The sequence below is a fragment of the Cupriavidus sp. HE11 genome (assembly GCF_056097175.1).
Genome location: NZ_CP184467.1, coordinates 190,527 through 208,318 on the forward strand (window position 1 = coordinate 190,527; position 17,792 = coordinate 208,318).

Sequence of the window (17,792 nt, forward strand, 5' to 3'; positions counted from 1 at the left end):
GGCCGGCGACTTTTTTTGTAACAGCGCGACACATGCCGGCCCAGACGGGACAAAGCGTGGCGAAAGCGGGACAGCGAGGGCGCAAAGCGGGACAAGACTGGCGCAAAGCGGAACGCGGCGGGGGCAAAGCGGGACAAGGCGAAGAGCGCCACGTGGCGGGTGGCCGAGGGGCGTGCGCAAGGGCGCAAGCTCGGAACGGGCGAACTTTCCGCGACTGGCGTCGGGCACCCGCTGGCGCACGGCGATCACGCACGGGCGTCCGTGGGACCGCCGCCCCAATAGAAAACGCCCGGTGGGCTGCAACCCCCGGGCGTCGTCCTGCGGTTGAGCGAACCCCTGAGAAGGACCACTCACGACGCAGCTTAGCACGGCTGGCCGCGTGCGCCGCGCCTGCCAGTCGTGTCTACATCGAAAGCCGGAGCGCGAGGCGATTCGCGGGATCCGACGGGCTTACAGCGCGAAATCACCGTCGCGGGTGACACGCGCCGCCGCCGGCGTCGCGGTTGCCAGCGGGTGCGCCTGCGTGGACGCCGCCGCAGGGACCGGCAGCACGCGCGGGGTATCGCTCAGCTTCATGGCGGCCGCGAGCTGCATGCCGGTGTCGTCCTTGTAGTCGGGGTAGGGCGCGATGCGCGTGCCGTCCTCGTCGATCACGGCGATGTCGAATTCGTCGAGCGCGGCGATGCCCCAGTTCGTGTGGAACACGTCCAGTGCGAGCGCGGCGCGCTTGGGCAGCGACAGCTGCAGGCCGTCTTCGGTGAATTCGACGCGGTACACACCGGCCATGCCGTCGTCCATGTCGTGGCGAAGTTCGGTGACGGTCTGGCGGACATTGATATCGAGGTAGCTGGGCATGGGTGCGGAACCGAGAGGAGGAAAGGGATGCCGCGAGCCTAGCAGTGGCCTTGGGAAATCACCAAAAACACCCGGTCGGGATGCCGTTTCCCGGTGTTTGCGCCGGGATGCACCACCAGCGATCAAGCGTCCGGGTCCGCTGTTCGAGGCGCGATCGGGTCTACCCGGCGGGCGGCCGTGCGCCCATGGAAAAAGGGGCCACGCGGGCCCCTTTGCGGTGAGTGATGCCGCGCCGGTCAGCGCCAGTCGTCCGGATACATGCCACCCGGCTCCGGTGTGTTTTCGTCGGGCAGGTGATTGAACGTGTTCTGCGGATTGGTCCACTTGCTGCCGGGCTTGGCCTCCGGATAGATGGCCAAGGCCTCCTCGCGCGTCTCGTAGCTGTCGAGGAACTGCTTCTTGGGCTGGCCCGCCAGCACGCTGGAGCGCGGCCACGTGCCCCAGCCATACACGACGAAGGGCAGTCCGGGACCTTTCTTCTCTTCGACCGTGTAGTAATCGTATGCGCCATCGCGACGGGGCTTGGCCGGCGGCGCAGCAGGGACCGGCACGGGTGCCGGTTGCAGGTCGCTGCGCGGGGTGTGCGACAGCTTGTCGTACAGGCCGTAGTAGGGCACCTCGGGCGGATTGAGCGCGGGGTCGGGCAGGACGATCTGGCCGGCGTCGTTAAAGGCTTCCATGTCGAAGGCGCCGCGCAGGGCGAGCGGGACTTCGTTTTGCACCGCAGACCACATGGTGGCAAGCGCCATGGCCGCCGCCTCCGCGTCGCTGGTCTCGGTGAAGTCAGCCTGAAACTCCACGCGATAGACGCCGGCGAAGTTCGCCACCTCTGGGTCGATCGAGGGATTGGTCAGGCGTACGTTGACATCAAAGGAGGTCGGCATGATGGCGGTCCGAAAGGCGATGCGCCATAGGCTACCAGCTTCCCGCGAATCCGCAAAAACCACCCGTGCGAGTGGTGGACAGCCGGAAATTTCATGCGTTTGCACCACCGGCGGTCGGCAGCCCTTGCGCAGTTGTGTGCCAGAACTTGCACCTACAGATAAACTAGACTAGACTAAGTCTATTATAGCAACCGGATGGCAAGATGCCGACCATCAACATTCACGAGGCTAAGACCCACCTCTCCCGACTCGTCGAGGACGTACTGGTGGGCGAAGACGTCGTGATTGCCAAGGCTGGCAAGCCGCTGGTACGGCTCGTGCCGTACGAGGCGGACAAGCCCGTGCGGCGCCTCGGCACGCTCAAGGGCCAGATCCGGATTGCGGACGATTTCGATGCGCCGCTGCCGGACGACGTCCTCGCTGGCTTCGAGGGGCGGTAGATGCGATTGCTGCTCGATACCCAAGTCTTGCTCTGGGCCTTGACCGGGGACGACCGGCTGACCCCCGCCGGACAGGAACTGTTCCTGAACGCCGACGAGCTCTATGTGAGCGCCGCAAGCGTTTGGGAGATCGCGATCAAGGCACGATTGGGCAAGCTCGACGTGGACGTGCCGCAGCTGCTCGCCGAAATGCAACAGATCGGGATCCGCGAGCTGCCCGTGAGCGCCGCGCATGCGGCGCAGGTCCACTTGCTGCCGGACCATCACCGCGATCCGTTCGACCGGCTGCTCGTCGCACAGGCGATGGCGGAGCCGATGTACCTGTTCACGGCCAATCCGCAGCTGGCCCCATATTTTTCAACTGTCATACCAACACTAACGACCGAAAACATGAAAAACATGAAAGTTCCGATGCAGATGCTGGCCGCAATGTGCGTGCTGATGACGACCGCGCACGCGGCAGAGCAGTGCCCGACCACGCAGACCACGGCCACTGTCCTGCAGGTGATTGACCGCCAACAGACGATTCAGCTGCCGGTCGTACAGGCGGGATGCCAGACCAAGGGGGATTGCAAGGTGGTCGGAGCCGAAACCTACAAGTCCGCGCCGAAGTTCGAGCTCGTACTGGAAGTGGAGGGGCAGCAGTACACCGTTGAGACAGCGGTCGCGCCAAAGGGCAAGACGGTGCCGGTGCAGATCGAGGGATGTGGCGCCGACCGCAAGGCTAAGCTGGTCGGTCCCCACTAAGTAAGGCCGACCATGGAAGCCATGGGCTGGGTGGAGAATGACGGCGGGCGCATCGCCGCCGGATTCAAGGGCAAGGCCGGGGATTGCGTGGCACGCTCGCTTGCCATCGCCAGCGGCCGGCCCTATCGCGAGATCTATGACCGGCTCGCGGCCGGCATGGGCAGCCAGCGCGTAGCCAAGGGCGAAAAGGCGGTGCGCTCCGCGCGCAACGGCGTCGACACCTCCCGCAAATGGTTCAAGGACTACATGGCCGAACTGGGCTTCGTGTGGGTCCCGACCATGGCCATCGGGCAGGGTTGCCGCGTCCATCTGGCCGCCGGCGAGTTGCCGTCTGGGCGCCTTGTGGTGCAAGTCACCAAGCACTACACGGCCGTAGTTGATGGCGTGATTCACGACACCCACAATCCCCAGCGCGACACCGGGCGGTGCGTGTACGGCTACTGGGTCGCCTCCGAGGTGCACGCATGAACGAAGGGAGTATTGCGCTGTTGCACGGCCCGTATCGGTCGCCCGAGGTGCAGGCGGGCGACTGGGTCGAGTGCTTGCACAAGGGGCGCATGCAGGTGCTGCACATGACGCAGGCACCCATTCCATGGCCCGTCATCGGGAACCGCAACCTTGGAGCCCAGCTGGCGTTGTACGGCGATCTGGTGTTGGCCTTGCAACAGGAGCCGGCGAGCGCCATAGCGCAATGGTGGGGCATGGCGCGTAACACGGTCCTGAACTACCGACGCGTGCTGCGTCTGCCCGTGGGCGATCGAGAGCGCGAACGGACCGGCGAGGAAAAGGCCGCGCAGCTCGCCGCGCAGCTCGCCAACAACCCCCGCATCTGGAAAGACTGGGAGCTCGCCTTGGCGGCTGACCGCAGTCTCGACGCCGCAACGATCGCGGCGCGCTTGGGCCGCCCCATCGGCGGGGTCCGGGAGAAACGCCGATCGCTTGGCGTGTTGGATCAGGCCCGTTACGGCGAAGACTTCGATGTGCGGCTGCGGCAACGCTATGCCTACACGAGCCGCGCGGAGCTCGCCAAGGAGCTGGGTTGTTCGATGGCCACGCTGTTGCGTCGCGCGCAAGCGCTGGGGTTGCCCGTGGAGATCCGGGACCGTGCTCCGACGCGCCCATGGTCGCCGCAGGAAGAGGCCCGGCTGCTGACGCTGGCGCATCTGCCGGCGGCCGAGGTGGCCAGACTGCTCGGGCGTACCCCGCCGGCGATCGACCAGCGGCGCGCGAAGCTGGCCAAGCACGGCACCGGCGAGCCCGCCACATCACCGGAACAACGAACCGAGCGAACACCATGAGCATCTATGCAGGCAAGCGGGTCACGACCCGCTGCCCCAAATGCCGCTCCACCACGTTCCGCACGATGGAGGTCTACGAGGAGATCGTGACCTGCAGCGTGAAGGACGGAATCTTCCCGAAGCAAGCCGACGACCATGAAGCTGGTCGCATCCTTGGCATTTCGTGTGAGTGCGACAGGTGCGGGCATGGCTGGAAGCCGCGTGGTGCCAAGTCGCTGTCGGACATCATCGACGACGCCGACTGACCGCCACGCTGCTGTCAACCCGGGGGAAACGTCCGCGAGATGAGTGCGGTACGCTCACTCCAGCATGGCGTTGCGATACCAACCCGGGAGATAGTCCGAGGTCTCTTTCGACATGGTGGCGATGCCGGGATGGGCGCGGCACCATTGCCGCAAGGACACCCACGCCGATGAGTTGTAAAACGTCCGGCTTGCACCCGTCTGGGTAAAGGCAATCTGGGCGTCCGGTAGGGCTGCGGTAGGCTCCGCCAGCATCGGCAGGCCGAACGCACTGGCAAGGCGGCGCGCGTCCTGATCCGAGAGCGACGTGAGATCGCCCTTGCGCTGGTGTTCGTACTTCGTAAGCCACCAGCCTGCCGGGATCTCGCCCCGAGAGTCGACGTCACCGGCGCGGAACTTGCGCAGTGCGCAGACGCCCACCGGTGCGCCATAGTCACCCACCATGACATAAGGACCGCTGCGCGTGACCACGCCATGGCATTCGATCCCGTCGAACTGCACCGTGTGGAAAATCCGGTTGGGCCATACATCATCCTCGGGCTGCAGCCGGAAGCACGCCAGCAGCGCGGTCCAGTCACGCCTCTCCAGCGGCGCCAGCACTTGCGCCACGCTTGCATCGGAAGGCTGCTCGCGCATCATGGGGCCGAGCGAGAATCGGGGCGACATGTACTCGCGTTCAAAAAACGCCTCCTCGGACTCCCCTGTGCGACGTGCCGTCCGTACCGTCAGATAGGGCATATGCAGGACCAAGCCGTCCGATATGCTGCAGGTGAATCGATCCGGGCCGGCACAAGCCCGCTGGACCCGTCGGGCAAGGTCCACAAACGCCGCGAGCGGATCCGCATGGACCGCAGGGGTGTCATCGGCGCTGTCATCGCCGGCGACCAGATATGGGCCGAAGTTCGCCCACCAGTCGGCGTCGGCCGAGCCCTTCGGCATCGCCGCGCAGAGCTGGTGCCAGTTCCCGACGCCGAAGACGGCAGCGGCCAGCGCCTGCGTCCTTGCGGTATCCGCGTTCGGCACGCCGAGCCGTTGCCAGAGCCGTCGCGCGCCGATCAGCCATTCGGCAGGGCAGGGCCAGTGTGTGTCCACCTGTCGCCTACGCTGGGTGTCCGTGGGCAGCAGATTCGCCAAGCCGGGCCAGCGTGCCATGCGCCGGTGGAACTCGCCGTTGACATCGCCGTGCTTGCGCAAGCCGCCGAGCAGGCTCTGCGCCCGCTGTCGCACGGACGGGGGGAGCGCGGGCGAGGGAGGCAGCCGGCGCACCGTGGCGAACGGCACCCCCTCCAGCCAAAATGCGATATCCCCATGGCGATCCTCGGCGACGCGTGTGGGCCACAGCGCTGCGCCCTTGCAGACGTCAAGCAGCAGCGCCACGGCGGCGGCCTCGGTGTGCGCCGCCTGCAGCGCGTCAATGGTTTCGGTGAGGGGATCGCCCGCCTCCAGCAAGGTGAGCACGTAGGAGGCGGGCGGTTGCTGCGCGCGGGCGAAATCGAACGCCGCGAAGTCGGCGATGGAGAAGCAGGACTCGAACTGGGCCATCCAGTCATCCCCCAGCTTGGTCTCGATATCGCCCACTAGCGGCGCGAGGCGAAGCGCGAGGCGGTGCCAGAAGGCAACGGAATGGAAGTCGGAAAGCGCGGAAGACATGCTGTGAGGTCCGTGTCGCGCGGTCAGTGGGGTGCACATTGCCACGGCCGCGACAGGAGTCAGCACGTGTGGAAGGAGGGGAATGCAGGCCCTTGTTAGCCATCCGCACGAGGCGGGTGCACGGCGGGCTCGGGCAGCCTTGCGGAAAATGATACGCGAAGTGCTGTAAAGGTCAAGTTTACAAATACGGTCCATCGCCCACCGGCAGATCGCCTAGCATGAGAAGGCACGGCCACATAGGTGGCCGGAGGAGCGTCCAGTGAGCCCAACCGCCATCGCTGCGCCTCGGCCGACGCCGATCAGCAAACGGCTGAGCGATCCCGCGCATGAACGCATGCTGTTCGCATTGCAGCGGGACTTCCCGCGCCAACGCTGGGCGGCCATCGATGAGACTCAAGCCCTCAATGCCACGATCCGCTCGCACCGTCGACAGATCAAGGCAGTCGTCAAGGAGATCGTGGACGACGTGCCGGAGATGTCGCCGGAGGAGCGCGCTATCTGGCAGCAGGTGCCGGGTGTCCAGTTCGCGGTGGCAGATAACCGTCCGCCGGTGTCGACGCCGTGCCTCGGCGTGGCCCTTCCCACGCGTGTGGAAGGGGGTAGCAAGTCGCGCGCACAGGCAACGAAGGTGCACGTCTGCGATTTCTCGTTTTCAGTGCGCGCGCGCGTCTGGGCCCAACTGCAGCTGATCGCGATGGACAGCGAGGAGTTCTTCGGTCACAGGGCGCTGGAGGCGCCGGCGGAAGCCTTCGAGGTTCGCTGGCGCGATCGCACGGTGACGCTGCTGGGCAACGTCTATCCCAGCGGGTGTCCCTTGGGCGAGGTGGCTGAGCACGTCGCGCTGCTCCAGCATGCGGTGGCGCAGGAGCGCGCGGCCCGCCTGCGGTCGGACTCGCCGCAGGGTGATTTTGCCTTGCGGACCGTGGTGGTGACCGATGACCCCGCGCTGTACGCGGCGTTCAAGGGGCAGACCTTCGCCGTCCTGTACCAGCAGGATCGGCTCAAGGACGACAACTTGGATGGGCTGGCCGCGTCCCTGAGTGACCACGCCATCGATCTGTCCAGACGGATCGACTGGTAGCCGCCTCGTAACGGCCGATCTTTCCGGTGCTGGCGCACGGCAGTCTATTGCTGGCGCCTTCGGCGGGCCGGCCGGCCCCGTGTGCCGCGCTACGGCAGCAGCGGCAGCAGCACGTTGCTGTCCTGCGTGATCGCCACCTCGCACTCCCCGCCGTCGTCATCAATGCGGATGTGGATCGCGCCCGCGCCAATCACGGTGAATTCGCCGCGCTCCTTGATCGACTTCTTTTCCCCGAGCGGCGTGCCGCCCGAGAAGATCCCCATGCCAACCTGCACCCGGCGCCCGGGCGAGGTCACCACGCGGTAGGTGGCCATCAGGTACACGTAGTCCTCGAACCACGTCCAGTCGCGTCCGACGCGTTTTCTGATGTAGGGTCCGGCCATGCCTGTCTCCTCAACGTCTCGGTGCTGCGGTTCAGTACTGCGGGCGCATGACGAGTGTGCGCGAAGTCGGGTCGAATTGGACTTCGAGCGGGCCGAAGGTGGTGGGGCCGTTGAACACCCGGCGCTCGCCGTTGGCGAAATCCACCGTGAGCTTGAACCCCCGATAGCCGAGCGGCAGCCCGACATCGGTGTCGCGGCCCCACGGGATCGTGCCATTGGATGCGTAGCGATCGGGCGTTAGCTTCAGATACCGCAGACGGACCTTCAGACTGGTATGCAGCGTATGCTGACGCGGCGCGGTGACGGGTGAGAGCGCGCGCATGCAGATCTGCTCGGGCGTCTTGAGGGTGAACTCAGCATAGGGATTGGGCCCGGCATCCGTTCTGGCGGGGAACTCGATTTCCTGCGTGACAAATCCGCCCCCTAAAAATCCGCCGATTCCACCCCCACCGCCACCTCCGCCGCCGAGCGTCATCGTCTTGTGTGCTGGTGTGAAGATCGAATTCACCGGCGGCTCGTTGAAACTGATGAAGGCCGGATCAAACCGCGTGCCGTCGGGTGGCTTGATGCAGACCACAGAATTCCTCGGATTGACGGCCCATTCCTTGTCCTGCACGAGATCGGTAATCTCGTACGGATCCTTGGACGAGGGGAGTTCGGTCTCCACGACATAAGCGCCCACGCTCGCGCCGAGCGGACGGATCAGCAGCCTGAACTGGATCGGTGCCGGCGGCTTGCGAAATGGCAGCCAGTTCCAGAGCGAGCTGTCGGTGGGCTGCGCCCGAAACCCGACGCGCACGAAGCCCGTGGCATCGGGCTTGAGCAGCGCACGGTCGATGAGAAAGCTGGCACTGTTGGATTCCGCTTCGGCGGGAGCGTACTCGTTCTCGCCGACGATCAGGCGGTTGTCGGGGTGACCGAGGTGCTGGCCGTTCACGTTGATCCGCAGCGGCGAGGCGCTGTCGGGCAAATACTGGGGCGGACCGAAATCGAGCAGCAGTGGGGTGCGTTTCGCGCGGGTGGCATCGAGCAGGGAGTTGCTGGCCCGCTGCTCGGCCTCTACCACCGTGTTGGCCACACCGTGGAGCGACTTCTGCACCTCGATCATCTGGCTCTGGACATTGAAGAACACGGCCGCCCGCTCGGTACTAATCTTGTCGAAGGTTTCGTTGAGGACGTCGCTGTAGGTGAAGCGCGCGGACTGGATGGTGGCCAGCAGGCGCTGCATCATCTTGAGCGTTTGCGCGTCCACCGTGTTGCCGAATTGCTCGATCAGCCGTCGCAAGGCCGCTTCGAGATGATCGATGTTGCTGTTGATCGACTCGCCGGGGTAGAACAGGTCACCGACGCTGGGCACGCCGGGCAGGCCGGGCAAGGCGAGCGCGGGTGGTGTTGCGGTGAGCAGGCCGGCAGACAGCGTGAGGATGGCAAGGGATCGGCGCATGGCAGGCTTCGGATGGGCACAACATTGCGGGGTCCACCGCATCCCGGCTCTTGTTCGACTGCCTCAAGCGCCCCGGGGCTGGACGGGGGAGGTCGCCGGCATGCTCTCACACTGTGGCTGCGCCCGGAACGAGGCCCCTCTTCTGTGGGGGTGCCCCTGTTGCGTGGGCGTGCGTCCCAGTACCCATGTGCGGCGCCGCACAGACCGTATCAGGCGGATGGGGAATTTTCTGACGAGGACGGCGCTGCGTCGTCGCCAAGGCGCTTACTCAGCTGCAACTGCTGCATGTCGGCAAAATAGTCGTCGTAGTTGCGCCACTGCAGGAGTCCGGTGATGTTGTGGGCGTAGCTGTTGAGGCGTTCGTTCTCGACATCGAATGACGGATCGTAGAGTCCATCCGGATGCGCAAGGCGTTGGAAGACTGCCCGCCCAATGGGCTTGGGCGGTTCTTCGAAGTGGGCATGCTGATTGCGGCCTGCGTAGACCACCAGACCGATCGGCACACCACGGATCTCGCGGCCGACGCAGTACCGTGCGGCAGCACCAGCCTTGCTGGGGAGCCAGCGCTTTGTGGGCTCTTGGATGCTGGTGTTGTTTGAGTAGAGCTCAATGGCTTTCTCTGCGATAGCAAGAACGGCGCCGCACAACTGGGCCATCGCAAAGGTGCTCGCGACGTATTGGCGTTGCCGTACATGGGAGGCCGCGATTTCGTCGGCGTGCTCGATCTGCCATTGCTTGAACGCGGCGCTATTGAAACTGGTGTCGCCCCAAGCGGTAAAGACTGGGATGTGTCCAATCATGTCCGTGTAAGAGGCGATGCCTAGGAACAATGCCCGCATCGCTGATTCAGTGCCAGACAAGTAGTCTTCAATCGAGTTCATCGCGTCGTGTGTTTAGTTGACACGGGGATTGTATGGGAACCAAACGTGCGCGGACTATGCTGATCGAGTCGCTTCCAACACTGTTACAGGGAATCAATGCCGTCAGCCGGTTCCCCGAGCGGGATACTGTTGTGCTGCTGCTGGGGCTCACATGTGGAATGCGAATTACGGAGATCGCGAGACTAAGAATTTCCGACGTTATGACGCGGATTGGCGAACTCCGCAGAGAGGTCCCATTGCGAACCGGGACGACGAAAGGTGGCAGGAGTCGAAACATATATCTCACGCATCCTCAAACACGGATAGCGCTGCAGCGGTACGTGGAGACACTGTGCAAGTTCGCCCGTCAAACAGGAGTGGCCCAGCAATATTTTGGGCTCAATCCGGCGGCACCGTTGATCGTAGCCGACTCTGGTAAGGGGTACCGACTTATCAGGAAGCGTCGCATACTGGTGTCGGGAAGGAGTGTGGATTACTTTGCAGCGGACGGCCTGCAGGCCTACATTAGCTCCCTGTATCGCAAGCTAGGGATGGAGGGTTTTACCAGCCATTCAGGTCGAAGAAGTTTCGCAACGCAGCTAGTCCAGTCCGGGAAAGACATAGAGCTCGTGCAAGCGCTATTGGGCCATGTAGATATCGACCATGTTGGTGTGTACGTGGACGTTAATCGAGCGTCACTGAGGGAGGCCGTACGGAGAGTCTTGTAAGCAGGCGGCCCCTATGTCGATTGTGTTGGATTCCCACCACCGACTCGGCGCGCCGCGCTTGGTATAGAATACTCAGCGAGTGCCCTCATTTCGGGGGTGAATAGCATTCCCGGAGGCGGTCAGCAAGCGGCTGCCTCGTACATCGACGCCCATACGCAAGAGACGATCCGTGGCCAAGAAAGTCAAGGACCCTTCCAAGCTGCCGCAGCGAGAACTGATCCGCTACGCGATGGAACGGCTGAACCTGCCAACCCGGCAGCAGTTCGCCGATCGCTTCGGGCTGTCCAAACGCACGCTCGACAACTGGCTGATTCCCGACGACGAGTCGAAGGAATTCCGCACAATGCCAACGGTGGTGGCGCTGTTCATCTGCTACGTCCTCAAGCACGAGGATGTGTGACCGGGCAGGCCCGCTGTCAGGGGTTCCGCCAAATACAGGGCGCCGCGAGATTTTCGCGGCGCTTTTTCTTTGGTGCCCTTCATTTGCGCGGGTTTCCGCCGTTTACCTGTGTCGTGGCCCATGAGGCTGGATCTGCCTTGAACGGGGTCTACGTCGGTATATGTTGACAGCACTCAACGAGTGTTTTAGGCTTCTGTTTAAGCACTCATTGAGGAAGCAAAAGATGTCGCAACGTATGAAAGCCCGGATGCGCCTGCTGCGCGAAGCCGGTGCGCTCGATACCCCCAACGCCGGCGAGACCGATGCCTATCAATCCCTGAGCCGGGTGGCCGCCGGGGCCGCGCTGGCACATGGCCCGGAGCGCTTCCGCGAGCGACTGCAACAGCAGTACGGGACCGTGTACTGTCCGGAGTGGGCTCCCTACGGCCAGCACGGCTACGCCCTGTACCGCGTCGGCAAGGATGGCAAGACCCTGTTCCTGTGCGCGAGCTCGCCGTTTCACGGCCATCAGATTCCCCTGACGTGGGATGACCAAGCGAAAGCCAAGGAAATCGCTGCGGTGCTGGGTTGTACCGTGGCCTATGCCTGCCGGGGTGATGGGATCTCCGGTGCTGCGTACCTGATGGGTGACGGGGTGGTGCGCTTCGGAAACACGGGTGAGGCGGTGTTGGTGCCCAGTCCTGACTGTGAGACCTTGCTGGCTGCATGAGGTGCCAGTAGGGCAGTGCCTGCCTGTGAAGCGGTGCCTATTCTCCCTGCGGGGTTTCGATGACGCTTTGCGTCCCGGCCGTGTCCGGCCGGTGTGGGTTGGGTTGGTTTGGGGTTGGTTCTTAAGGACGGCTCGGTTTCCCGAAAAGCCTTATTTGGGACCTGTCAATGCCCCATGATCGGGGTCCAGAATCCGGCCTAGCGGTCGATACGACAAGATTAGGAGCCAATTTCCCCGTGACGGGTGCCGATTTTGCCCCTGTGGGGTCGATTCGGCGCATGGCGCCGGGTGGGTTGGGTTGGTTCTGGCTGGTTTTCGGCCTCGCCGCTGCGCGCAGGCCTGTGCGTGTGGCATCGCGTGCGGGTTGTTCCCGGCGTAGGGCAGGCGGTCGGTGAGCTATCGAAAGGTGAAGAGGATGGAAGCGAAGCAGACACAGCGATTTGGTATCGAGGACCCGAAAGAATACGTCATCGAGAGCGTGACATCGGTGTCGATCCAGCGCGAGGCGTCCTACGCCAATGCGTCGTGGGTGCTCAAGGAGGCGTATGTTTTCCTGCTGGTGGCGGTTGCCGTTGGCGTCTGGGTCGGGACGCATCATATGGTGGTGCGCGTCGGGATGCCGCAGTCGCTGCAGCTGATGCTGACGGGGCTGGCGGTGGGCGCCGCGCATGCCGCAATGTGCCTTGGTTATGCGGTGCACATGGCCGCGAAGACCCGCAAGCAGATGGCGGCGTTGGCTGACAAATTCAGCCGGATGGCACGGCCCCAAGGCAACTGAGATGGCCCTGTCCAAACGACTCGCCGCCAAGGCGGCACGCCTCTACGGGTTGGCCGTGCTCTGCCATGCAGACGGTGCCGGGGCCGAAGATGACGATGAGGCCCGCGTGATGGATCTCGCCCGCGAGCAGGCGGTCAGCAAGCTCGCCAGCTTCGGCTACGAGCCGATGGACCTGATCTCGATCAGTGACTGTATCGCGGCCGTCTGCAGCCAGCCGGGCAACCCACAGGAGAACGCATGACCACGCATCGCTGCGCCGCCACGGCGGCCATCCAGTACGCGCTGCAACTCGATGAAACCGGGATTGTCTTCCTCGAATGCTGGAATCATGGGGATTTTGACGCGATTCGCCGCGAATGGCCGGATGCACCGGAAGCCGTGTTCATCGGCGCGGACCCGCTCCACCAACCGGCCATGAAGCAGGAGGGCGGCCAGTGATTTCGCTGACGATGTCCCGCTTTCACTGGACCCTCTATATGAACGTCCTCGTCGCCCACATCTTCTTGCTTGGCCTCATCGTGGGCAGTGGCACGTACAAGTGGTGGGCGCTCGCGCAGTGTGCCGGTGGGATTACCATCGCGCTGGCGGGGCTGGCCCAGTATCTCCGGGTAACCGAGGCCGCCCCGGGCAGTGTGGCCGCTGGCCACGATCACCCAACGGAGTCGCGCCGATGAAACTGGCAGCCCACATCGAGGAGCGTCTGCAAGTCGAGCTCAAGCCGCTTCTGGCCGCCATGGCGGCCGACGTGCAGGCGTACGTCGCGCAAGGCTGGGCGCCGGCGGCCTACGATCCCGAGATCGAAGCCAGCCCCGACGGGCGCCACGTCGCCACGGCGGTGCTGGAGCTCAGCCGCCCGGATCGTCGCCCGGCGGCGGAGGCGGAGCGCCAACGACTGCTTGCCCTTGGCAAGCCGGATACGGTGCCGCACGAGACGCGCAGTCCTGTTGCGCGCTTTGTCTACGAGCACGGGGCATGGCGACGCACGGCGCGCTGGTTGCCGTCTGGCCGGTCCTATCAGGACATGGACTAGCGCCCATGCGAGATCAGGCGCGAGCCGCTGTGCTCTTTGTTCTGTATCCGGCCGGCAACCGGACACCATTGGAGAAGATGATGACACCACGCAAGACGCTCGGCTACACCGCCGGGCAAATGGAAACGATCACCCGCGCGCTGCGCCAGCCGCTGGCCGCACCGGTCGGTCAGGTACGCCGCCCGCTGGGCGCCGGCCAGCCGGGGATGCCCGAGGCGCTGCGCCGCGCGCTGCTGCGCGGCGGTCATCCGGAGGGCAACGGGGCCGGCCCGCTGTAAGCGGCGGGCGAACCGGAACAAGCGCGCGGTGCCGGGATCCAGAGGCTCGGCCGCGAGGCAGCTCAAGACAACGCAACAGGACTCACGATGACGATGACGCGCAAGATGATGATGGCCGTGGCACTGATTGCCTCGGGTGCGGCGGCAAGCGCCAGTGCGGCGCAGGTGGCGCTGGTGGCGGGCCAGTCCCTGCAGGCGCAGACGGTGGCGATGGCCGCGCAGGCGGGCTACACGCTGCAGTGGCGGCTGCCGGTCGATGCACCGGCACGAGAGGCCGCGCACCCCTACGACAGCTGGGTGGACGCGGTCTATGGGGCCATGAAGGAAGTGTCGGCGGGGATGGTCGCCGAGAATGCCAAGACCCCGATTGGCGAGTTCGCGGCGCCGGTCGTCTGCGATGGCAGCAAGATGGTGGTGGTGACGACCATTGCGCAGGCGCGCGAACTGGTGGCGTCGACCGACAACTGCCGGGCGCTGAAGTAAGGCGACCGTACCCATGGCAAGCACGAGTTACCCATGAACCTTCGCACCCACAGGCATCGCCGGCACGCGGCCACAGATCGCCGGCGGCTCGCCCGGACGCGCGTACTCGCGCGCCTGCGTCCGATCTTCCTGCACGCCGCGCAAGCGGGCACTGGCATCTCGCTGTTTCTCAAGGGGCGCGAGGCCGCACTGGTGACGCAGGCGGATCTGGATGGCCTGCGGCAGTGGGCGAACCGCGCCGTGCATCCCGAGCCGGTGCAGCTGTCTGGCATCACCCATTGCGGTGAATCCCGCATTCTCCGCTCGCTGGCGTCGGGCGATGACCCACTCCAGAAAGCGACGGCAGACCGGAAAAATCACCCATGATAGCCATTCTGACGACCCTCTTGATTACGCTGGGCCTTGCGCCGGCCGAGGCCCGGCACGAGCCCTGCAGGATGCCCGCGTGGACGATGCCGGCCGCGCACGCGCTGGTCTGTGACTATGCCGATGCGCGCACGGCGGGTGTGGCCGTCGCGAGTCCGGACTATCGCGGCGCCCGCACCGGCGCGCGCTTCACGCTGGTGGCGCTGCGTGAGCTGCCGCCGATGGGGATGGCCGCGCCCATGCTGCTGGTCAGCGATCGCGCCTTGCCCGTGGCGGACGCGCCGCATGCGGCGATGGTGCTCGGGCCGTGGGGGGGCTGGGTGGATGGCGAGGGCCGCGTGCATGGCCCGGGCAACGGGTGGGTACTCCCGCTCGCCGCCACGCCCTTGGGCGCGCAGCCGGCCGGGACGCTGGCCGTCCTGCTGGATGGCGCGGCGGCCAAGGTGCCCGCCGCCAACCCGAGCGCGCCCGTCGCACGATAACAATGAAGGCCGTGCGCCGGCACCGGAAAGGTCGGGCGTTACGAGACACCCAACAGGAAACGTCATGAAAAGAATGCTGTGGAGGCTGGCAATGGCCCTGATCGCCTCGGGCGCGGGGGCGGCCGGATCGGTCCACGCGGCAGAGTCGGCCGTGTCGGCCGAGTCGGCGCAGACGGTCCAGTCCGCCCAGTCCGCCCAGTCCGCCAAAGCGGTACTGCCGTGCGCGGCCGACAAGATCTGGGTGTCGCTCCTGTTTCAACCGGTCAGGGGTTCCGGCCCGAAATACACGAGCGTGACCGTGTGCGGCACGCGCGGGTTCGCGCAGTCCGAGGCGGGGCTGCGCGACACGGTTGACAAGCTCAAGCGTGACTTGGACGCCAAGGAAGTGATCCTCCTCATGGTCCACAAGCTGGAGCGCTGAAAGCGCGGGTATCCAACCGATTCCGACCGTTACCGATCGACACGACACCACAACCCAAAGGAAAGCAACCATGTGGGTGGAACCCATCAAGGACCTCGGTGAAGTCCGTCTGGCCCGGCACGTCGTGCTGATCGTCACCGTGCTGGGCGCCGCCAAGCCGGCGTTGTGGAGAGCCTGATGACACGCCTTGTGAACAAGATCGCGATGCTGAGTTGCGCGGGCGCAAGCCTCCTGATGACGGTGGAGGTGCTGCGTCATCCCACGCTCAGCGCGATCGCCGGGAGCCTCTTCTTTGGCCTGCTGGCCCAGCGTGCCGCCGAGCGGGTGGTCGGCTTGGACACGCAGGGCTGGGTCGCGTGGCTGCGTTCAGACAGCGTCAACGCCTGCCTCACGCGGGCAAGCACCGGGGGCGTGTGCGCCGCTGCAGGCGTCGAGCTGTGGGGCGCCGTGCGGGGCGCGACCGGGTCAGCGGTGATGGCCAGCCCGGCCATGGCGATGACGGCCGCGTTGATGATCCTTGTCGGTGCCATAAGCCTGTGCGTGAACCTGCGCGGATGCCTGCGGGAACCTGCGCAACCGGGCCCGGCACAACAATAGCCCGCCCCGTACACGCAAGCTCATTGCCAACAGCACGGCGCCTGTTGCGCAGCACTCAATGAGTGTTTATACTGGCCCCATGGCGCGCACCTCGCGCGCCATCTCCCGCATCATCCCGAGAAGTGAACGGAAAACGCGAACATGAGGACATTCAAGCAGCTTGTCATCGGCGGCCTCGCCGTCCTTGCCGGTACCGGCATGGCAGCGGCGCATGCCGACGGCCGTTGCCAATGGCAGGCGGTCAAGGCCACCGTGGTGGAAGTGAGGGACCTGCAGCAGACGATCCAGATGCCGAGCCTGCATACGGTCTGCGTGGCCGACCAGTGCACCGAAACGACGGAGGTGCAGACCATTCAGAGCGAACCGAGGTTCGAGGTCGTGCTGCAGGTTGAGGGTGGGCGCCTTTCCTATGAGGCGCCTGCCGCGCCCGAAGGGAATACCGTGCCCGTGCAGGTCGAGCGCTGCGGACCAAAAGGTCGGCCCCAGCGCGCCAAGGCTGCATCGACCTGACCCTCCACCTGACACTCCCAGATACAAGGATCGAGAATGAAAATGTCTTCCGTGGCCGCGCTGCTCATGACGGCAATCGTGATATCGGGCTGCACGAACGCGGGCGGCAAGCTCGCGCAGGACGGCCAAGACTATGCGTCGTGCCAACTCGTCGAGGGCGCGCAATGCATCCGGGCGCAGCCGGCCGGAGCCACCGTGGAGAAGGCCACATACGCCGCGCAAGATGACGCGCTGCGCATCAGTGGGGAGGTCGCCAGCGAGCTGGACTGCAAGAGCTTCGTGGCCAATGCCCTGCCGGGCCGGCGCGACATCGTCGTGCAGGTCGTCGTCAACGGGACGGTGGTGACACCCTACGGGGACGTCAAGCGGGTGCAGGCGGCGGTCGACGCGGCCGAGGTCGCCTGCGCGAAAGGGCCTTTCCGGGTGTCACTCAGCGTGGCCAAGGCGCCGCAATAGTTTCCGGTAGTCCCGACAACAGAGAGATCCCGATGCCCAGTGTCGTCATCGATGGGGTGGAATATGTGCCGCGCGCGCAGGTGCCGGCGCTGACCGATGCGCGGCTACAGGCGGCGCTCGCGGAGCTGGTGTCGATCCAGTACTTCCGGGAGAGCCGCAAGGCGATCGCGCAGGCGTGGAACGCCCTGCACGCGTTGGCGCCCGAACTGGCCGATCTGGCGGCCGCCGACCCGGCTGCCGCGTTTGCGCGGATCCATGGAACCGAGTAGGAGCACAGCAATGCCCCGAGCGGCCAAAACGCGTCAAGCGAGCAACGCGGCACCGGTGGTCAACCAGACGCTGGCCGACCTGCTGTCGAACGAGCCGGACCCGTTCGAGGATGTATCGGCGGACCAGACCGCGACCATGCCGTGGAAAGCCGGCATGAAGCCGGAAGCGATGCTCAGGCAGGGTCGGCTGGTGCAGCTGACGTGCCGGCACTTCACGATCACGAAAGCGCTGCACCGGGCCAAGTGCCGCCGGTGCGGCGAGATGATCCGGGCCGGCTACGATCACGACGCCTACCGGCGTCTGGGCTTCGAGGACGATTTCTCGTGGCCGGATGATCCCCTGAAGCTGCTGCACGAGAAGCCTGAATCGGCCTTGTGCTGAGGTAACGAGAATTTCTTGA

At 65.1% G+C, this 17,792-nt stretch carries 29 protein-coding genes and 1 pseudogene; 24 read left to right on the top strand and 6 right to left on the bottom strand.

The window, feature by feature from the left end; all coding sequences use genetic code 11:
- Positions 1 to 450 precede the first annotated feature (450 nt).
- Complete coding sequence (locus ACOABP_RS32165; protein WP_474231517.1) at positions 451 to 855, bottom strand: hypothetical protein; 405 nt, start codon at positions 853 to 855, stop codon at positions 451 to 453.
- A gap of 236 nt (positions 856 to 1,091) precedes the next feature.
- A complete protein-coding gene (locus ACOABP_RS32170; protein ID WP_474231519.1) occupies positions 1,092 to 1,739 on the bottom strand; it encodes a hypothetical protein in 648 nt (215 codons plus the stop codon).
- A 203-nt stretch (positions 1,740 to 1,942) separates the two neighbouring features.
- Between ACOABP_RS32170 and ACOABP_RS32175 the strand changes: the two genes are divergently transcribed.
- From ACOABP_RS32175 to ACOABP_RS32195, 5 genes and pseudogenes are all read left to right on the top strand, one after another.
- On the top strand, positions 1,943 to 2,179 hold the full coding sequence (locus ACOABP_RS32175) for a type II toxin-antitoxin system Phd/YefM family antitoxin (RefSeq protein ID WP_474231521.1): 237 nt from the start codon (positions 1,943 to 1,945) through the stop codon (positions 2,177 to 2,179).
- Positions 2,180 to 2,548: pseudogene (locus ACOABP_RS32180) on the top strand (type II toxin-antitoxin system VapC family toxin); the annotation flags it as partial.
- Between the two features lie 390 nt (positions 2,549 to 2,938).
- A complete protein-coding gene (locus ACOABP_RS32185; protein WP_474231522.1) occupies positions 2,939 to 3,394 on the top strand; it encodes a hypothetical protein in 456 nt (151 codons plus the stop codon).
- A complete protein-coding gene (locus tag ACOABP_RS32190) occupies positions 3,391 to 4,224 on the top strand; it encodes a hypothetical protein (protein WP_474231523.1) in 834 nt (277 codons plus the stop codon). The genes ACOABP_RS32185 and ACOABP_RS32190 overlap by 4 nt, the downstream gene beginning before the upstream one ends.
- A complete protein-coding gene (locus ACOABP_RS32195; RefSeq protein WP_474231524.1) occupies positions 4,221 to 4,469 on the top strand; it encodes a hypothetical protein in 249 nt (82 codons plus the stop codon). Before ACOABP_RS32190 ends, ACOABP_RS32195 begins: the two co-directional genes overlap by 4 nt.
- A 54-nt stretch (positions 4,470 to 4,523) precedes the next feature.
- Here the strand turns inward: ACOABP_RS32195 and ACOABP_RS32200 are convergent, their stop codons facing one another.
- Complete coding sequence (locus ACOABP_RS32200; RefSeq protein WP_474231526.1) at positions 4,524 to 6,116, bottom strand: hypothetical protein; 1,593 nt, start codon at positions 6,114 to 6,116, stop codon at positions 4,524 to 4,526.
- Between the two features lie 259 nt (positions 6,117 to 6,375).
- On the opposite strand from ACOABP_RS32200, the gene ACOABP_RS32205 reads away from it, so the two are divergent.
- A complete protein-coding gene (locus ACOABP_RS32205) occupies positions 6,376 to 7,197 on the top strand; it encodes a hypothetical protein (protein WP_474231527.1) in 822 nt (273 codons plus the stop codon).
- 89 nt (positions 7,198 to 7,286) lie between these two features.
- On the opposite strand, the gene ACOABP_RS32210 is transcribed toward ACOABP_RS32205, so the two are convergent.
- The 3 genes from ACOABP_RS32210 to ACOABP_RS32220 all read right to left on the bottom strand — a co-directional run bounded on the left by ACOABP_RS32210 (position 7,287) and on the right by ACOABP_RS32220 (position 9,905).
- Positions 7,287 to 7,580 carry a hypothetical protein gene (locus tag ACOABP_RS32210; protein WP_474231529.1) on the bottom strand — a complete coding sequence of 98 codons (294 nt, stop codon included), beginning with the start codon at positions 7,578 to 7,580 and terminating at the stop codon, positions 7,287 to 7,289.
- 31 nt (positions 7,581 to 7,611) lie between these two features.
- Entirely contained in the window at positions 7,612 to 9,024 is a 1,413-nt protein-coding gene (locus tag ACOABP_RS32215; protein ID WP_474231531.1) for a hypothetical protein, read from the bottom strand.
- A 209-nt stretch (positions 9,025 to 9,233) separates the two neighbouring features.
- On the bottom strand, positions 9,234 to 9,905 hold the full coding sequence (locus ACOABP_RS32220; protein WP_474231532.1) for a hypothetical protein: 672 nt from the start codon (positions 9,903 to 9,905) through the stop codon (positions 9,234 to 9,236).
- Between the two features lie 56 nt (positions 9,906 to 9,961).
- On the opposite strand from ACOABP_RS32220, the gene ACOABP_RS32225 reads away from it, so the two are divergent.
- The 18 genes from ACOABP_RS32225 to ACOABP_RS32310 all read left to right on the top strand — a co-directional run bounded on the left by ACOABP_RS32225 (position 9,962) and on the right by ACOABP_RS32310 (position 17,773).
- Positions 9,962 to 10,612 carry a tyrosine-type recombinase/integrase gene (locus ACOABP_RS32225; protein WP_474231534.1) on the top strand — a complete coding sequence of 217 codons (651 nt, stop codon included), beginning with the start codon at positions 9,962 to 9,964 and terminating at the stop codon, positions 10,610 to 10,612.
- Positions 10,613 to 10,781: 169 nt separating this feature from the next.
- A complete protein-coding gene (locus tag ACOABP_RS32230) occupies positions 10,782 to 11,012 on the top strand; it encodes a transcriptional regulator (RefSeq protein ID WP_474231535.1) in 231 nt (76 codons plus the stop codon).
- A 223-nt stretch (positions 11,013 to 11,235) separates the two neighbouring features.
- A complete protein-coding gene (locus ACOABP_RS32235; RefSeq protein ID WP_474231537.1) occupies positions 11,236 to 11,721 on the top strand; it encodes a hypothetical protein in 486 nt (161 codons plus the stop codon).
- Positions 11,722 to 12,136: 415 nt separating this feature from the next.
- Complete coding sequence (locus ACOABP_RS32240) at positions 12,137 to 12,499, top strand: hypothetical protein (RefSeq protein ID WP_474231539.1); 363 nt, start codon at positions 12,137 to 12,139, stop codon at positions 12,497 to 12,499.
- Position 12,500: 1 nt separating this feature from the next.
- Complete coding sequence (locus ACOABP_RS32245) at positions 12,501 to 12,740, top strand: hypothetical protein (protein ID WP_474231541.1); 240 nt, start codon at positions 12,501 to 12,503, stop codon at positions 12,738 to 12,740.
- Positions 12,737 to 12,937: a hypothetical protein gene (locus tag ACOABP_RS32250; protein WP_474231542.1), complete on the top strand. Its 201-nt coding sequence runs from the start codon at positions 12,737 to 12,739 to the stop codon at positions 12,935 to 12,937. Before ACOABP_RS32245 ends, ACOABP_RS32250 begins: the two co-directional genes overlap by 4 nt.
- Complete coding sequence (locus ACOABP_RS32255) at positions 12,934 to 13,173, top strand: hypothetical protein (RefSeq protein WP_474231544.1); 240 nt, start codon at positions 12,934 to 12,936, stop codon at positions 13,171 to 13,173. Before ACOABP_RS32250 ends, ACOABP_RS32255 begins: the two co-directional genes overlap by 4 nt.
- A complete protein-coding gene (locus ACOABP_RS32260) occupies positions 13,170 to 13,529 on the top strand; it encodes a hypothetical protein (RefSeq protein WP_474231545.1) in 360 nt (119 codons plus the stop codon). Before ACOABP_RS32255 ends, ACOABP_RS32260 begins: the two co-directional genes overlap by 4 nt.
- Before the next feature lie 80 nt (positions 13,530 to 13,609).
- A complete protein-coding gene (locus tag ACOABP_RS32265) occupies positions 13,610 to 13,807 on the top strand; it encodes a hypothetical protein (RefSeq protein ID WP_474231547.1) in 198 nt (65 codons plus the stop codon).
- A gap of 87 nt (positions 13,808 to 13,894) precedes the next feature.
- Entirely contained in the window at positions 13,895 to 14,290 is a 396-nt protein-coding gene (locus ACOABP_RS32270; RefSeq protein ID WP_474231549.1) for a hypothetical protein, read from the top strand.
- A 33-nt stretch (positions 14,291 to 14,323) separates the two neighbouring features.
- Positions 14,324 to 14,656 (top strand): hypothetical protein, encoded by a 333-nt coding sequence (locus ACOABP_RS32275; RefSeq protein WP_474231550.1) that lies wholly within the window; start codon positions 14,324 to 14,326, stop codon positions 14,654 to 14,656.
- The gene (locus tag ACOABP_RS32280) at positions 14,653 to 15,138 is read left to right on the top strand and encodes a hypothetical protein (RefSeq protein ID WP_474231551.1); all 486 of its coding nucleotides are present in this window, start codon (positions 14,653 to 14,655) and stop codon (positions 15,136 to 15,138) included. Before ACOABP_RS32275 ends, ACOABP_RS32280 begins: the two co-directional genes overlap by 4 nt.
- Before the next feature lie 64 nt (positions 15,139 to 15,202).
- Entirely contained in the window at positions 15,203 to 15,559 is a 357-nt protein-coding gene (locus ACOABP_RS32285; RefSeq protein WP_474231552.1) for a hypothetical protein, read from the top strand.
- 177 nt (positions 15,560 to 15,736) lie between these two features.
- The gene (locus ACOABP_RS32290) at positions 15,737 to 16,156 is read left to right on the top strand and encodes a hypothetical protein (RefSeq protein ID WP_474231553.1); all 420 of its coding nucleotides are present in this window, start codon (positions 15,737 to 15,739) and stop codon (positions 16,154 to 16,156) included.
- Positions 16,157 to 16,297: 141 nt separating this feature from the next.
- On the top strand, positions 16,298 to 16,666 hold the full coding sequence (locus ACOABP_RS32295) for a hypothetical protein (RefSeq protein ID WP_474231554.1): 369 nt from the start codon (positions 16,298 to 16,300) through the stop codon (positions 16,664 to 16,666).
- A gap of 36 nt (positions 16,667 to 16,702) precedes the next feature.
- Entirely contained in the window at positions 16,703 to 17,122 is a 420-nt protein-coding gene (locus ACOABP_RS32300) for a hypothetical protein (RefSeq protein ID WP_474231555.1), read from the top strand.
- Positions 17,123 to 17,154: 32 nt separating this feature from the next.
- Entirely contained in the window at positions 17,155 to 17,391 is a 237-nt protein-coding gene (locus ACOABP_RS32305) for a hypothetical protein (protein ID WP_474231556.1), read from the top strand.
- Positions 17,392 to 17,401: 10 nt separating this feature from the next.
- The gene (locus ACOABP_RS32310; RefSeq protein WP_474231557.1) at positions 17,402 to 17,773 is read left to right on the top strand and encodes a hypothetical protein; all 372 of its coding nucleotides are present in this window, start codon (positions 17,402 to 17,404) and stop codon (positions 17,771 to 17,773) included.
- Positions 17,774 to 17,792: the final 19 nt, after the last annotated feature.

What these genes read in the sequence shown, in the direction of transcription:
- ACOABP_RS32165 (WP_474231517.1), bottom strand. Translation starts at nt 855, where the DNA reads ATGCCCAGCTACCTCGATATCAATGTCCGCCAGACCGTCACCGAACTT.
- ACOABP_RS32170 (WP_474231519.1), bottom strand. Translation starts at nt 1,739, where the DNA reads ATGCCGACCTCCTTTGATGTCAACGTACGCCTGACCAATCCCTCGATC.
- ACOABP_RS32175 (WP_474231521.1), top strand. Translation starts at nt 1,943, where the DNA reads ATGCCGACCATCAACATTCACGAGGCTAAGACCCACCTCTCCCGACTC.
- ACOABP_RS32185 (WP_474231522.1), top strand. Translation starts at nt 2,939, where the DNA reads ATGGAAGCCATGGGCTGGGTGGAGAATGACGGCGGGCGCATCGCCGCC.
- ACOABP_RS32190 (WP_474231523.1), top strand. Translation starts at nt 3,391, where the DNA reads ATGAACGAAGGGAGTATTGCGCTGTTGCACGGCCCGTATCGGTCGCCC.
- ACOABP_RS32195 (WP_474231524.1), top strand. Translation starts at nt 4,221, where the DNA reads ATGAGCATCTATGCAGGCAAGCGGGTCACGACCCGCTGCCCCAAATGC.
- ACOABP_RS32200 (WP_474231526.1), bottom strand. Translation starts at nt 6,116, where the DNA reads ATGTCTTCCGCGCTTTCCGACTTCCATTCCGTTGCCTTCTGGCACCGC.
- ACOABP_RS32210 (WP_474231529.1), bottom strand. Translation starts at nt 7,580, where the DNA reads ATGGCCGGACCCTACATCAGAAAACGCGTCGGACGCGACTGGACGTGG.
- ACOABP_RS32215 (WP_474231531.1), bottom strand. Translation starts at nt 9,024, where the DNA reads ATGCGCCGATCCCTTGCCATCCTCACGCTGTCTGCCGGCCTGCTCACC.
- ACOABP_RS32220 (WP_474231532.1), bottom strand. Translation starts at nt 9,905, where the DNA reads ATGAACTCGATTGAAGACTACTTGTCTGGCACTGAATCAGCGATGCGG.
- ACOABP_RS32225 (WP_474231534.1), top strand. Translation starts at nt 9,962, where the DNA reads ATGCTGATCGAGTCGCTTCCAACACTGTTACAGGGAATCAATGCCGTC.
- ACOABP_RS32235 (WP_474231537.1), top strand. Translation starts at nt 11,236, where the DNA reads ATGTCGCAACGTATGAAAGCCCGGATGCGCCTGCTGCGCGAAGCCGGT.
- ACOABP_RS32240 (WP_474231539.1), top strand. Translation starts at nt 12,137, where the DNA reads ATGGAAGCGAAGCAGACACAGCGATTTGGTATCGAGGACCCGAAAGAA.
- ACOABP_RS32245 (WP_474231541.1), top strand. Translation starts at nt 12,501, where the DNA reads ATGGCCCTGTCCAAACGACTCGCCGCCAAGGCGGCACGCCTCTACGGG.
- ACOABP_RS32250 (WP_474231542.1), top strand. Translation starts at nt 12,737, where the DNA reads ATGACCACGCATCGCTGCGCCGCCACGGCGGCCATCCAGTACGCGCTG.
- ACOABP_RS32260 (WP_474231545.1), top strand. Translation starts at nt 13,170, where the DNA reads ATGAAACTGGCAGCCCACATCGAGGAGCGTCTGCAAGTCGAGCTCAAG.
- ACOABP_RS32265 (WP_474231547.1), top strand. Translation starts at nt 13,610, where the DNA reads ATGACACCACGCAAGACGCTCGGCTACACCGCCGGGCAAATGGAAACG.
- ACOABP_RS32270 (WP_474231549.1), top strand. Translation starts at nt 13,895, where the DNA reads ATGACGATGACGCGCAAGATGATGATGGCCGTGGCACTGATTGCCTCG.
- ACOABP_RS32275 (WP_474231550.1), top strand. Translation starts at nt 14,324, where the DNA reads ATGAACCTTCGCACCCACAGGCATCGCCGGCACGCGGCCACAGATCGC.
- ACOABP_RS32280 (WP_474231551.1), top strand. Translation starts at nt 14,653, where the DNA reads ATGATAGCCATTCTGACGACCCTCTTGATTACGCTGGGCCTTGCGCCG.
- ACOABP_RS32285 (WP_474231552.1), top strand. Translation starts at nt 15,203, where the DNA reads ATGAAAAGAATGCTGTGGAGGCTGGCAATGGCCCTGATCGCCTCGGGC.
- ACOABP_RS32290 (WP_474231553.1), top strand. Translation starts at nt 15,737, where the DNA reads ATGACACGCCTTGTGAACAAGATCGCGATGCTGAGTTGCGCGGGCGCA.
- ACOABP_RS32295 (WP_474231554.1), top strand. Translation starts at nt 16,298, where the DNA reads ATGAGGACATTCAAGCAGCTTGTCATCGGCGGCCTCGCCGTCCTTGCC.
- ACOABP_RS32300 (WP_474231555.1), top strand. Translation starts at nt 16,703, where the DNA reads ATGAAAATGTCTTCCGTGGCCGCGCTGCTCATGACGGCAATCGTGATA.
- ACOABP_RS32305 (WP_474231556.1), top strand. Translation starts at nt 17,155, where the DNA reads ATGCCCAGTGTCGTCATCGATGGGGTGGAATATGTGCCGCGCGCGCAG.
- ACOABP_RS32310 (WP_474231557.1), top strand. Translation starts at nt 17,402, where the DNA reads ATGCCCCGAGCGGCCAAAACGCGTCAAGCGAGCAACGCGGCACCGGTG.